This is a genomic window from Aliiglaciecola sp. (assembly GCF_039982535.1).
Taxonomy (GTDB): Bacteria; Pseudomonadota; Gammaproteobacteria; order Enterobacterales; family Alteromonadaceae; genus Aliiglaciecola.
This window is the reverse complement of sequence record NZ_JBDWYG010000069.1, coordinates 1-14,597: the sequence shown is the minus strand read 5'-3', so window position 1 is coordinate 14,597 and position 14,597 is coordinate 1. Positions and strand designations below refer to the sequence as shown.

Here is a 14,597-nt window from a genome sequence, read left to right as displayed (position 1 = left end):
TATTCTTGTTCTAATTTTCTTTTAAATTTTTAGAGTGTGTAGTTTGTGAGCTTGTTCTCGCTATTCACTACCGAACCAATTAATTGGTGATGAGTATTCGCTGGGCACCGTTAAATTGTTCTGTGCCTGATATTATGATGGTGTCTCCGGCATCGAGTCCTTGCATTATTTCGACGTTAGATAAGCTGCGAATCCCCGTGGTAATAGTGGTTTTTTCTGCCATACCATCTTTGACAAGGTAGGCAATTCGGCCACTACCACTGTCTAAAAATTGTCCCCGTTGCACCATCAATACATCGGCTTTGCTTTCCATTAATATACGCGTGGTTAAGCGCTGATTTTGGCGCAATCCTTGGGGCTGGGTTAGAGCTTCTCCGGCTGCATTATGGGCGGCGAAACGCACTCTCCCGTTCACTTGATTGTTCTCAATTTCAGGTGAGATAGTGACTAGGGTGGCTAAATGCGTCTCGCCATTGAAACTGACATGTGCTGGCATTCCTATTGCTAAGTCATCTGCGTAGCTTTCTGGAATATCAACCTCTAGTTCGAATTCTGATAAGTCCACAACGCTTAAAATAGGCTGATTTTGGGTTACTTGGTTTTTCTGTTGTACGGCCAAGTTACCAACGATGCCATTGACCGGGGAACGCATGGTTAATTCATCAACCTTGCGCGTTAATTCTTCTACCAGCAGGCTCTGTCTTGCCAATTGCAGTTGTTTAGTTTGAATTTCAAAGGCTAGGCTTTCCTGATTTAGTTGCGCATCTCGTACTGCATGTTGGTGAACGAGTTTTGCATTTTGTAAGTCATCTTGGGCTTTTTCGAAATCGATTTGACTAATCGAGTGGGTGGCATAGGCTTTATCTGCGCGACGTTTTTCCCGATCAGCGGCAGTCAGTGCAACTAGTGCCAGATCCACCGCCTTTTGATTTTCCAAGGCTTGTTTTTTGGCCTGTATTTTTTCCCTGTCTAACTCCATTTGCGAACGTTGCAAGCTGGATTCTTCTTGTTTTAGTTCATTGGTCAACGCTGGGCTGTCGATTAAGGCCAATACCTGATTAATTTCAACGGAATCTCCAGCATCGACTTTGAAGGTAATAGTTCCTTGAGCAGGGCTGTAAAGTCTAGGGCTAACCGAGGCTACAACTCGCCCTTGCACCGACAAATCTCTTACTAGGTCGCCTTTTTCAACTGTGCCAAGACGTAAGCGTTGAGCAGAAATGGAGTAGTCGGAGCTGGACCAATTGCTTAACGCCGGAGCTAGAGTGAAATAGCTAACAAGCAAGACAATGCTAATAACAATGATGATAACGAGGGGCTTTTTATTTTTCTTATTTGCCAGTACAACATCTTGTCCACTGGTATCTTCAATTTTCATGTTTTTTTCTCTGAAATTATTGGAACAATCAGAGAGTAAGTCGAGGGCTTAGATGAAAAGGTTTAAATGATCTTAAAAAATATTTTTAAACGGGCAGTGAAAGAATAGATAACTAAGGTAACTAGCGAAGGTAAATAGCATAAAAATCTATAGGCAATTTTTGACGGTCAGTTGAATAAATACGGGTTCGTGTTTCACGAGCCCGTATCTGAGTTTATTAATAACCTAATAAAATTTAACGATTTCGGCCCATTTTGTCATGGCTGCTAACCCAATGACCGGCAATGACCGCACAGGCTAATGAGATGTCGCCAGCTAACACAGTTGCAGCAACGATTTCGGCAAATTTATTGGCTTTGTCTTTGCCAACGCAATCCAATAATTGTAAACATTCATGTTGGGTGGGTAACCCGGTTCCACCACCAAAGGTTGCCACTATTAACGAGGGAAGGGTGACGGCTAAATAAAAATCACCGTTATCAAGTAGCTCATGGGATAGCATACCAGCATGAGACTCAACCACATTGGCTTCATCTTGACCGGTGGCAATATATAATGAAGCAATACCGTTGGCCGAGTGAGGGCCATTATAAGCCGCACCGGCTAATTGAGCGCCGTTATTGGCCAGTGTTGTTGCTCCAGCTAACACTTTTGTATCCACGTTCATTACCCGCGCTAATACCTCTTTTTTCAGTACAATTTCGGCAATGACCCGCTTTCCTCTGGAGTGCAGCATATTTAAGTGGGAGTGCTTTTTATCTGTATCCATGTTGCCAGAAAGCAGATACATACACGGGATTGGAGAGTTGGCTTTAATCCATTCGCAGGCAACAAGAGTGGCTTTACCCACCATGTTTTGACCCGCAGCATCACCTGTTGTGTAGTTAAACCGTAAATACTGGGTTTTTGCTACCGACCATTGTTGAATATGTTCTAATTTACCAACACTGGTTGTGGACTCGGACACCGCTTTTATGTGTTCGAAATTTTGCTCTACCCATTGACCAAAATCACGGGCTTGTCTGGCATCTTCAAAGATAAAGGCTGGAGCACGCTGCATCCAGCCCTCTACTACGGTGGTTTTTACCCCGCCACACTCATTAATTACTCGCATCCCACGACTGTAACTGGCTACTAAGGTACCCTCAGTGGTGGCAAGGGGAACATAAAATAACCCTTTGGCATTTTCACCATTAATTTGCACTGGACCGGCTATGCCCACTGGCATTTGCACGATACCAATAAAGTTTTCTACATTGCCCGGTAGAACCCCTGGGTCAATACTGAACTCACCTGTGTATTTCATATCGGCACCAGTTTTTTGTTTTAAAAACTGCCGACGAACTTTTGCCATTTCAACAGTGTGATCATTCTCTGGGTCACGGGGAATCCGAGTATCTTCAGACATAGTAGCGTTCCTTTTTTATCGATGTGATGTAAACAGCGTGAAACCATGCTGCAATTCAATTAATACATAAATATGTCTATTTAGAAAGCTACTATGTTATTTATTTGTTAATTTTTTAGTTCTGTCGATGCCTTAGCTGTTTTTTTATTAGCAGAATTTGTTTTTCGTTTAAGTTTGTTATTGGTATCTCGACTGTGACGAATAATTTCATCGGAATAAACTGTATCTTGCTGTTTAGCCATTCGGTCATATAAAAGCACGTTCACTGAGGCGGCTAAATTCATACAGCCTATGGTGGGCACATATACAATATCGTCACACTGGTTAAGGATTGGTTGGGGAATTGAGCCGTCTTCAGGCCCAAATACATAGATTGCCTTCTCTGGATGTTGGAAGTGGGGTAGTGGTGTCGCTCCCTCTACCAATTCAAAGGCAATTTTTTGATAACCATCAGGTAAGTCATCAAATATGTTTACTTTGGCCGTTAACGGAATGTGTGTCTGAGCATTTTTGGTATCTGTAGCAAACTGTTTAGCGCGCTCATAGCGCTTTCCAGTATAGACAATTGCTTCGCCAGCATAACAGCCTGAAGCGCGCAATACCGCCCCTACATTTGTTGGGCTTTTGGGATTGATGAGTCCGACAATGCAATGATTAGATTGATGTTGTTGTGCAGATTTGGCCATGTTTGATTAGCAGATTATGATAGTTTGGACTAGGATACTTTAGATTGGATTATAAAACACCATGGAGCAAGTTGATGAGGTTTACTATATTTATTCAAGCTTTAGACTTAGGTCAGTGTACAGATCAAATTCAACGTCAGGCGTTATTTGATATAGCACTTATGTTTGTGATGATTGATGGCGTCATAGATGAACAAGAAAGACGGTACATGCAAGACTGGTTAGCGAAACTGGAATGGTCCAGTGAAATCGATAAACTGGATTATTATGTGACTCTCGAGAAGAAAGTCATCGATGCGATTGCGGAGGATGAAATTGAAAACTTTTTAGCTCACCGCGCAAATCTATTGTCAGATACTGGAATGAAATTACAAGCTTTAAAATTGGCCGAGGATATTTCCCAAGCCGATGGTGAATTGGTTGCATCTGAAAAAGCCGCCATCGACTTTCTAATGGATAAATTAGCCGATAAACGCTAAACGCTAACCGCTATGGGGTAAGGGCTAAAGCCTTTAGCCGGTAAAAAGCCCTTAGCCCATAAACAGCCCTTAGCCCTTAAATAGCCCTTAACCCCGCGAGCAGTAATTAGCTCTTAGGGCATCGATTAACAGGCAGAGCTGTTAAGCACCAGTTACCTTAGCCACCAGTTGCTTACTATCCGCGATCATCTCTAAAGTATTGCGACGCAGTTTGAGTAACAATAAATAAGTTAAAGGGACTAAGAACAAACTGGTAACGGTGCTGAATATCAAACCACCGATTATGGCAATCGCCATAGGAGAATAAGACGGCCCGTCTCCACCAATGCTAACGTCACCTAGGGCTAAAGGAACAAGGCCCAGCACTGTGGTAGAAACGGTCATCAAGATTGGCCGAACGCGAGTCAGGCAACCTTCAATAATCGCTTGTTGCACAGCGATGCCTTGATTCACTAACTGATTAATTCGGTCAACCAGCACAATGCCATTGTTCACCACTATGCCCATTAAAATTAACATGCCGATCATGCCCATTACGGTCATGGGATTACCAGTAATCAAGAATGCCCAAAAGACTCCGGTAAACGAGAAAATCAACGACGTTAGTACCGAAGTCGGTAACAGTAAGGACTCAAAAAGAGCCGCCATGACAATATAAATCATACACACGGCTAAGATCATATTTGTGATCATCACTCCTTCGTCTTCATCTTGGCGCTGAAAACTGCCGTCTAACGCCCAAGAATAACCATTGGGGAGTTGTACATTCGCCATAATTGCTTCAATTCGCTCTTGTGCTTCTTCAATGGTGAGATCACTTTCTAGGTTTGCACCAATACTTAAAGCGGTTTGTCTGCCGTCGCGTTGAATATGGGACATTCTAGGCTTCACTGTTAAATCAGCCAACATATCCAAAGTTACATTTTGCTCAAGGTTTCTAAATACAATTAAGTTGCGCAAAGCGTCAATGGAGGTTTGCAAGCTTTCATCGTAGAGCAAACGTATATCGATTTCGCCATTACTGGCATTTCTAAACGTACGTAGATTTGAGCCTCGTAACGCCGTACTAATAGTGTTTGCCACATCCTGAGTGTTTAATCCAAACCGAAAGGCTTTGTCTCTATCTATTTTAATTTGTAACTCAAAATTTTGGCCATCTATGTCTGCTTTAACGTCGGTTAAGCCTTCAACGCTTGTTAATACAGGCACGATATCATTGGCGATTTCCATTAGAGTTTCAGATGACTGTCCAAATAGCGATATTTTGACTCCGCCACCACTGCCTTGGTCCCATTGAAAGGAGGGTTTTGCCCGTGCAAATGCAGGAAACTCATCCTTGATTAAGGTTTTAAGATCTGCAATTTTCATCGGGATATCATCTTCTAAGGTTAGGCCAGAAACGGCTTCTCCTGTGGTGAAATAGCTATACACCTGTTTAATATAAAATCGTTCTTTATTGGCATATAAATACTCCTCCATTTTAGCCACTGTCTTTTCCACTTCTTTGAGGTTGTAGTTTGCTTGCACATTATAATTCAACCAAATACGGCCATTGTTGCCATTGTTTTGTTCGTCGCTTTTTAACAGGGACATGGGGATCATAGTGCTTACTAGGATAAGTACTGCAATCAAAGCGGTTTTTCCTTGGTTTTTTAAGGTCCAGGTTAAGATTGACTCATACAAGTCTTTCATTTTTGACGGTTTTTGTTGTTTGGCTTTGGGTTTTATTTTTAACTTTGTAGTCAACAGCGGGATCAGGGTTTGTGCCAAAATGAGTGAGGCAAATAATGATATACAAATGGACACGGCAACATGCTCCAGAAATACCGTGATTTCTTCTTTGGCACCAACAATATTCGGTAAAAATACAATGGCAGTGGTGGCTGTACCTGCTATTACCGCCAAACTTACCAAGCCGACGCCTTTTTTGGTGGCTTCTACTGGATCAGGCTCGTCTTCACGGGCTAGAAAAATACTTTCTGTAACGACCACCGCATTATCTACCAACATGCCCACTGCTAACATCAAGCCCATTAACGACAATATGTTGAGGGTGTAACCTAAGAAATACATGCAGGCTAGAGTGATACAAATTGCAAAAGGTACAGACAATACCACCACAAGAGTGGTGGCGAGATTACGTAAGAACAAATACAACACAATAATCGATAGCGCCGCGCCAATTAGACCTGAATTCAGCAAGTCTTGTAAGGATGTGGTCACTGAGTCGGCCTCATCATCCATGATAAATAAGTTGATGCCATTAAAGGCAGTGCTGTTCCGTGCTTTTTCAATTTCTTGCATAACGGCATCGGATACTTCCACTAAATTGGCACCTGACTCACGAAAGATATTTAGACCAATAGCATGGGTGCGATCTAAATGGCGTCCTTCTTCGGCTCTAGGGGTTTCATATTTTACCGTAGCAATATCCATTAAGCGCACATTGGGTTGGATAATAAGATCCGCAATTTCCTGTTTACTACGGTATTCACCCACCGGATTAACGGTGATTTTTTGCTCGAGATCAAAAAACTGGCCAGCAGTCATGGAAAAGTTGGCGTCTCTCAGGGTTTTTGTTAGTTTGCCGGTATCAATGTGCAGCGCCGCAATACGTTGAGGATCCAATCGAATAGAAATTTGTTTTTTCTGAACGCCGTACAATTCGACTTTTGACACTCCCTTAATGCGCTCAATGGGCATCTTAAGGTTGCGTTCTAGTAAGTCATAGGAATTGGATATATCGCGGTCACTGGATAATCGCAGTTGAAAAACCGGCATATCGTTTAAATTAAATTTAAATACCAATACCCGTTCTACATCTTCTGGCAATAGGTGGCGAATGGCATCGATTTTCTCGCGAGCTTCAATGCTTTTAGCTTTGATATTGGCATCCCAATCAAAACGAATTTGAATCTCGGCATTATTTTCTGTCGAGCGGGAGCGTAAACGTTTGATCCCCGACATAGTCGCCAAAGCTTCTTCCACCGGCTGGGTGATCATTTTATCGATTTCCGCCGGAGTCGCATCTTTGTATGGCACTTGAATAAAAATTTCTGGAAAGTCGATGCCTGGAAATTTTTCCAAAGGCAACATTTTACTCGCTGCTAATCCCATTATTAACAACGAAAAGAATAACATGGAGATAGTGACTGGACGTCGTATGGCAAAACTTGCCAATGCAGCACCTGCGTGGGCAAACTTATCCATATACCACCTCACTTTTAACTTGTTGTGTTGAGGTTTTGTTGTGTTCTGGCACATATGACTTACGGTCAAAGAGGCTGTACAACACGGGGATCATAAACAAGGTTAAGAAGGTTGCAAACAACAAACCAAAAATCACCGTGATAGCCATGGGGGTACGAATCTCCGAACCTTCACCTAAACCAATCGCCATGGGAAGCAACCCCAAAATAGTGGTGAGTGTGGTCATAAGAATAGGTCGTAAACGACTATTGGCAGCTTGTTTGATGGCTGTCATTTTGTCTTCGCCTTTTGCACGAAGTTGATTAATGCGATCAATCAATACAATGGCATTATTAACGACTATACCTGCCAACATAATAAGACCAATAAATACCACTACACTGATATTCGTGCCGGTTAGATATAACCCGTAAATTGATCCTGCACAGGCCATGGGCACGGTAAATAAAATTAAGAATGGGTGAAGTAGGGACTCAAATTGTGAGGCCATAACTAAATACACCATAAAAATCGCCAACGCTAATGCCAAGTATAAAGAATTAAAGCTTGCTTCCATTTCTTCACTTTGACCGGTGACTCTCGCTTGTAAACTGACCGGTAAATTAACGGCTTCTATGGCTGAGCGCGCATCAATTACCGCCGCGCCTAAATCACCGTAATTCAGGTTAGCACTGACTAATACCACTCGTTGTTGACCTACTCGGGTGATTTCACTTGGGCCTACAGACATTTCAATAGAGGCTACCGCCGCCAACGGGATGGCATTGTCACTGTTTGGGTTAACTACGATTTGCGAAATATCTTGAATTGAATCTCGCTGGGTAATTTGGTTTCTAACTAATATATCGACTTTACGATCGTCAATACTAAATTGACTCGCCACTTCACCGCCAATCTTGCCCGCAATTAATTTGGAAACATCAGGTGCATTTAAGCCTAATTGCGCTAGCTTGGCATGGTCAAACAACACTTTTAATTCCGGATTACCGTTTTGCAATGAACTTTTGATATCGGCAAATCGACCATTATCAGATAATTCTTGGGCTAGCTTGTCACCGTAACGTTTTAACATTTGTAAATCGTATCCAGAAATTTCTACCACAAGAGGGGTGGAAAAACTAAATAGCTCAGGTGTACCAAACTTACTTTGCACACCGGCTTGCGTGCTTAAATATTTGCGCATAGCTGCAATTACTTGCTGTTCATCAGCAGGTGAAGCCTCACTTGCCATTACCACGTTTAATTTGCCCCAATGGTCACCACCTTGTGAGGGGGAGGCATTCATTAAACTGCCAGTGCCTGCTAATGAATAGGTACGTTCTACCTGCGGTTGCTGTTGAGTAAAGGTAGCTAGGGCTGCCAGCACGGCATCGGTATTGTCTAATTTAGAGCCTGTGGGTAAGGTAATTTCAACATCGAATTCCCCTTGGGCTAATGGAGGGATCAGTTCCAACCCGATTTTAGGCAAAAGTAGTAGGGATAAAGCCGAGCAGGTGAGTACAATACCAATGACGGCAAGGCGTGCCTGCATAGCCACATTGAGACTATGGTAATAAGCTGTAGCTATTGCTTTGTAGCATCTATCAAATACCCACAATACCGGTTTAAATATCAATGCTAGTATTTTGGATAGCCCCTTAAACAGGCTCAACGTAATGCTGGTTAGTAACACGGGGATCACATAAAAAATCAACTTTACTAAAAGCGTTAGTGGTAATAGCAAATAATAGCCCGTTAGGTTTAACCAACCTGTGGGTTTTTGTTTAACCGGTCGAGGGCCTAGGTCTAGTTCTTTACCTGAGTGTTGAGATTTTTCTCTTGCCGCTAACATTGGGATAAGGGTTAACGCGACCACTAGTGATGCAGCTAATGCAAAGGTTACCGTTAGTGCTTGGTCGCTAAATAGTTGACCAGCAATACCTTCAACAAAGACTAATGGGAAAAATACCGCCATGGTGGTGAGGGTAGAGGCGACTATGGCCATTGATACTTCTTTGGTGCCTTTCGCGGCAGCCTCTAAAGTATTGGCATTGTGTTTTTTGTGCCTATCGATGTTTTCCAATACCACAATACTGTTATCTACCAATAAACCAATAGCCAAAGCAATGCCGCCAAGGCTCATAATGTTTAAGCTAATATCGTAGCTATACATTAAGTTAAAGGTGGCAATGATGGATACGGGAATAGATATGGAGATGATTAAGGTTGGCCAGATATTTTTCAGGAAAAAATACAACACAAACATGGCTAATATGCCACCTATAATGGCCGCTGATTTGACTTCATCTAAAGCACTGGCGATAAATAAAGATTGATCGTAAACCATTTGGATTTGGTAGTTTGCTGGCAGTGATTGATTTAAGGTGTCGAGTCTAGCTTTAACGGCGTTTGCCACATTAACGGTATTGGCATCGCCCTCCTTATAAATGGCAATTTCAACTCCTTCGAATCCATCAAATCGAGTGACGGACGAACGCTCTTTATAGGCGCTGTTCACCTGTGCAACATCGCTTAAACGAATGTGTCTGCCATCACGGGTGGCAATATACAAATTGCGCATATCGTCTAACGATTGAAATTGATTCAAGGTTCTAACGATGTATTCTTGTGAACCATCTTCAACGCGGCCGCCAGATGCATTGACGTTTTCATCTTTTAAGCGTTTTATGATCTCTGCTAAGGGGATGTTTAATTGGCTGGTGCGGTGCTGATTAATGAGCACATGGATTTCATTTTCCAAACCACCGCCAACACGTACAGAAGCAACACCTTCAACGGACTCCAGTTTACGTTTAATATCTTCTTCAGCGTAAGTTCGGATCCGCTTCATGCTTGCTTCATCCATGCTCGTTTCGTTCAACGAAGCTAATTGGGATGGAGAAGAACTAGTAGGGGACGAGGTTTCTGAAGTGGTTTTGTTAGCGCCCAGTCCGAAGCGCATGACGGGATCTAAACTTGGATTAAAGCGCAGCAATAAAGGACGTTTGACATCTAAGGGCAATAACAACACATCGAGTTTTTCCCTAACCTCTAAACTGGCCATGTCCATTTCGGTACCCCAGTCAAATTCTAAAACCACATCTGACTGTCCTGCTTTTGAAGCCGAGGTTACTTTGCGAACCCCCTTAACCACGCCAACCGCTTCTTCAATGGGTTTGCTAACCAATTGTTCTATTTCACCAGGGGCGGCGCCAACATAATCTGTGCGGATTGTGAGGGTGGGATAAGATAATTCAGGTAACAGATTCAAGGATAAACGTGATAGAGAAACAAACCCGAATAAAAGTACCGCTAAGGTGAACATCCACACGGTAACCGGACGTCTCACCGCAATTTCAATTAGATTCATAATGTATTCCTCAATTAGCTGTTAACGATTTCAACAACGGCTTTGTCTTTGAGGTTTTGATGGCCGGTTACCACCACTTTTTCACCACCTGTGAGACCTTCGACTACTTCTATAAAGTTGCCTTCTTGGTAACCAACCTTAATGGCGATTTTGTTAGCAATGCCGTCTGCGTCAACTACAAACACATTGGTTTTATCGTCGATGGCGAGTAAAGCTTTGCGAGGCAATAGAGTTGCGTTTTGATGGGTGTCATAATTTAAACTAACTTGAGAGAACATTCCTGCTTTTAACTGGTTATCTTCATTTGGCACTCTAAGGGTTACTTTAAAGGTTCCGGTTTTGGCATCGATGACAGGACTGATTCGTTCTACAAAGGCGTTGATGGTTGTATTGTCCAGCGCCGATAGAAGCAGGCTCGCTTGTTGATCTTTGTGTACACGAGACAATTCTTTTTCTGGCAAATAAACAATGCCGTAAAGCTGTTTTTGTTGAACTATATGAAACATGCGCTCGCGCTGGAACGACTCGGTAAGATTACCCACTTTTGCATTGCGTTCGGCTATATATCCGCTGATAGGCGCGACTATGGTTGCTTCTTTCAAATCGAGTTTGGCTAGGGCTAAGGTTGCTTTTGCAGATTCATACTGGGCAGTTAGTTTGTCGTAGGTATCATCACTAATGAGTTTTTTGTGGTACACCTTGTTTACTTTGGCGAGCTCTTTTTCAATACCTTGTAAATCCGCAGCTGCACGTAACAAGTTTAACTCGTAACGTTCGGGATCTAATTTTGCGAGAACTTGACCTTTTTCAACGTAATCACCTTCTTCAACTAATATTTGGTCAATGATCCCCGATGCTCTGGCAACAACAAAGGCTTCTTCTTTCGCTTCCAGCACTGCCGTTGTTGCATAGTTGGAGGATATATCACCACGGGCTAAAGCCTTCACTTCAACCGGAATTGGAATAACCGCCACTTTTTCCGTTTCGGCTTGTTCATTCTTATTGGCCTCTGCCTGTCCACAGGCGGTTAATAAGAAACTGGAACAAAGCAAAGCCGCCAGTGATAACTGCTTGAGAGAAGAGCATGAAATTGCAACATGGTTGTGATAATTATTAGCGTCCATTGTATTTTCCAAAGTTAACCAAACATTTTAAATTTATTTGTAACGACAATCTGCATAACGTCGTTGTCAATGACTACTCGAAAGAGGGTCTTTATTCTTTTACTAAGCACTCACCGTGCCATAGAGAAAAACATATAAAAATCATATAGATATGCTTGGTGTTTAATTTTTTTGTGAATTTGATTAATTGTTTGTGGTGAAATTTACTAATACTTAGTTGATTTGCTAATAGCTGAGTGAAAAAGCAACAAGAGCTAATTTTGTTGAATACTGAAAAATAAATAACCCCTTTTTAATATTCATTCGTTGGTACAAATAACGACGTATAAAAGGAATAAAAATGAACACTATTAAATCAGTCAATTCAACAACAGAGTCATCTCTGGATACAGCAATTAAAAATAGATTTAGCCTTGGTAAACTCAGCCATTTATTTGTCGCCACTGGCCTGGCTTTTAGTCTTGCGGCTTGCTCAACTTACGAAAGTGATAAACAAAGCAATCAAGCTGAAAAAATGGCTGAAGCTGAGCGAATCGCTGTGGCTGCTCATCGAGCAGAAGCTCAAGTGAGAACCCAAGGTAAGTTACAAGCTCGCCATCGACTTGAGTCTCAGTTATTTACGATGGCTGATTTAGCAGAAACTTCACCTGGCTACTACCCACCACAAGAGCCCCAGAATCCGACGTTTACTGAAAACTATCAGCAACACGAAGAAAACCAGGTGTTTATGACCCGAGATGTGCCTGTTTCTACATTTTCAATTGATGTGGATACAGGTAGCTACAGCAACGCTAGACGAATGTTGAATCAAGGGTGGCTACCCCCTGCAGATGCCATACGAATTGAAGAGTTTGTGAATTACTTTGATTATCAGTATCCAGTGGCTAGTGAATCTAGTCATCCTTTTGTTATTGATACGCAGGTGGCAAACTCTCCTTGGAATGAAGGACGTTTGTTGATGCGAATTGGTTTAAAGGCGCATTCTGTAAATGAACAGCAAAGCAGTAAATCGGCTGAACTTGATCAACAGGCTCAATCGATGGATAAAAACTTGGTGTTTTTGTTGGATGTCTCTGGCTCTATGAACTCGGCCAATAAGCTCCCTTTGGTTAAACGAGCACTGACTATGCTGAGCAAACAATTAACGGCAAAGGATAGTGTTGCTATTGTGGTTTATGCTGGGGCCTCTGGTGTGGTTTTAGAGCCTACCGAGGCGAACCAGAGTGTAAAAATAGAGCAGGCTTTGAATCGTTTATCCGCTGGTGGATCTACCAATGGTGGAGAGGGAATTGAGCTTGCGTATAAGTTGGCAAAGCAGGCCTTCAAGGATAACGGCGTGAATCGGGTGATCCTTGCTACTGACGGCGATTTCAATGTTGGCAGGGTGAATCATCAACAATTAATCGAATTAGTGGAACAACAAAAAGAGCAGGGGATTGAACTAACCACATTAGGGTTTGGTCAAGGCAACTACAATGATCATTTGATGGAGCAATTGGCTGATAAAGGTAATGGCAATTACGCCTATATTGACACCTTGCAGGAAGCGCGAAAAGTGCTGGTGGAAGAATTAAATGCCACTTTGCAATCTGTTGCCCGTGACGTGAAAATTCAGGTGGAGTTTAACCCTAATACTGTAGCGGAATATCGTTTAATTGGTTATGAGAACCGTAAGTTGAATAACGAAGACTTTAATAACGATAAGGTGGATGCTGGAGAAATAGGTGATGGCCATACGGTAACTGCATTTTATGAAGTGGTATTGCAAGATGGTGCTAAGTTCAACGATGAGCTACGTTATCAACAACGTAATCAAAATAGCGATGCTAACTTGGGTAACGAGCTGGCGCATGTCAAACTACGTTATAAGCCTTTGGACGACGATAACAGTATTCTTATTGACCAAGTAATTGAAAAACAAACTATTACTGATTTTGATGCACAATCTGTTGATTTTAAATTTGCTACTTCGGTTGTGGGTTTTGCACAATTATTAAGAAATAGTAAATACACTGGTAATTTGGATTTAGAAAAGGTGATAGCGCTTGCCAATGACAACAAAGGTAAGGATGATTATGGCTACCGTGCTGAATTTGTTTCTTTAGTGAGAATGGCTAAAACTTTGCGCTCAGAAAATGCAGAGAACGTTAATAATGCAGAGCCAACAGATATTAAGGGCTAGATTAGCATTGAAAAACAAAAGCTAAATAAAGAAAATAAGACGCAAAGATTAAGTTTGGTGACCTCTTATTAATTTTAGGGAAGATAAACTCGTTTGAATCAAGTAGTAGATGAAGAATTGCTTAAACGATTTGCTGGTGGAGACGCAGCATCGTTTAAGCTTTTATATGAGCGACATAAGGGCGGTTTGTATCGCTATTTATTGCGACAATTGAAAGATCAGCCATTAGCTGAGGACTTATTTCAGGATACTTGGAGTAAGGTAATTGACAATGCTGAGTCATTTGAAGCAAACGCTAAATTTTCTACATGGTTATATACGATGGCGCGTAATCGAGTGGTTGATCAAGTTAGACATTTACGAGTTGTTGAAAAAGTGATTGATGATTCTGTTGATGATGTGGATGGTCAAGCTAGTGATGATGAAGCTCATCAAACGGTATTGGAGAAAACGTTGATAGCGGATAAGCAAAGGGACTTTTTAAACGATTGTATGCAAAGGTTACCGGTGAAGTTATTGGAAGTGTTTTTACTTAAAGAAGAATCGACGCTAACGGTAAAACAAATTTCTGAGGTTGTAGACTCGTCCCAAGAAGCAACCAAAAGCCGATTGCGTTATGCCTATGGTCAATTAAAAGACTGTTTATCTAAAAGAATGCCCGACTGGGGATCGGAGGCTGCCTCTCATGAATAATAATCAACACCCCTCAGATGACGATATAGTCGATAAAGATGTAAGTAATATATATCAATCTCAAGACAAACCCGCCCCCTCCAAATTA

At 41.9% G+C, this 14,597-nt stretch carries 9 protein-coding genes; 3 read left to right on the top strand and 6 right to left on the bottom strand.

The annotated features are described in order from the left end of the window. Positions 1 to 79 precede the first annotated feature (79 nt). From ABJV04_RS18655 to ABJV04_RS18645, 3 genes are all read right to left on the bottom strand, one after another. The gene (locus ABJV04_RS18655; RefSeq protein WP_348493116.1) at positions 80 to 1,378 is read right to left on the bottom strand and encodes an efflux RND transporter periplasmic adaptor subunit; all 1,299 of its coding nucleotides are present in this window, start codon (positions 1,376 to 1,378) and stop codon (positions 80 to 82) included. A 235-nt stretch (positions 1,379 to 1,613) separates the two neighbouring features. Then, positions 1,614 to 2,786, bottom strand: a complete 1,173-nt coding sequence (locus ABJV04_RS18650; protein ID WP_348493115.1) for a hydroxymethylglutaryl-CoA reductase — start codon at positions 2,784 to 2,786, stop codon at positions 1,614 to 1,616. A gap of 107 nt (positions 2,787 to 2,893) precedes the next feature. Further along, on the bottom strand, positions 2,894 to 3,472 hold the full coding sequence (locus ABJV04_RS18645; protein WP_348493114.1) for an RNA methyltransferase: 579 nt from the start codon (positions 3,470 to 3,472) through the stop codon (positions 2,894 to 2,896). 74 nt (positions 3,473 to 3,546) lie between these two features. On the opposite strand from ABJV04_RS18645, the gene ABJV04_RS18640 reads away from it, so the two are divergent. After that, on the top strand, positions 3,547 to 3,951 hold the full coding sequence (locus tag ABJV04_RS18640) for a TerB family tellurite resistance protein (RefSeq protein WP_348493113.1): 405 nt from the start codon (positions 3,547 to 3,549) through the stop codon (positions 3,949 to 3,951). A 141-nt stretch (positions 3,952 to 4,092) separates the two neighbouring features. Here ABJV04_RS18640 and ABJV04_RS18635 read toward each other — a convergent pair whose 3' ends face one another. Genes ABJV04_RS18635 through ABJV04_RS18625 form a run of 3 tightly spaced genes read right to left on the bottom strand, consistent with a single transcriptional unit; the run spans position 4,093 to position 11,634 of the window. After that, a complete protein-coding gene (locus ABJV04_RS18635) occupies positions 4,093 to 7,161 on the bottom strand; it encodes an efflux RND transporter permease subunit (protein ID WP_348493112.1) in 3,069 nt (1,022 codons plus the stop codon). Further along, positions 7,154 to 10,510, bottom strand: coding sequence for an efflux RND transporter permease subunit (locus tag ABJV04_RS18630; RefSeq protein ID WP_348493111.1), 3,357 nt, complete (start codon positions 10,508 to 10,510; stop codon positions 7,154 to 7,156). The genes ABJV04_RS18635 and ABJV04_RS18630 overlap by 8 nt, the downstream gene beginning before the upstream one ends. 14 nt (positions 10,511 to 10,524) lie before the next feature. Next, on the bottom strand, positions 10,525 to 11,634 hold the full coding sequence (locus ABJV04_RS18625) for an efflux RND transporter periplasmic adaptor subunit (protein ID WP_348493110.1): 1,110 nt from the start codon (positions 11,632 to 11,634) through the stop codon (positions 10,525 to 10,527). 340 nt (positions 11,635 to 11,974) lie between these two features. On the opposite strand from ABJV04_RS18625, the gene ABJV04_RS18620 reads away from it, so the two are divergent. Both ABJV04_RS18620 and ABJV04_RS18615 read left to right on the top strand, forming a co-directional pair. Further along, on the top strand, positions 11,975 to 13,816 hold the full coding sequence (locus ABJV04_RS18620) for a VWA domain-containing protein (protein ID WP_348493109.1): 1,842 nt from the start codon (positions 11,975 to 11,977) through the stop codon (positions 13,814 to 13,816). Between the two features lie 93 nt (positions 13,817 to 13,909). Then, on the top strand, positions 13,910 to 14,509 hold the full coding sequence (locus ABJV04_RS18615; RefSeq protein ID WP_348493108.1) for a sigma-70 family RNA polymerase sigma factor: 600 nt from the start codon (positions 13,910 to 13,912) through the stop codon (positions 14,507 to 14,509). The last annotated feature ends 88 nt before the right edge of the window (positions 14,510 to 14,597 follow it).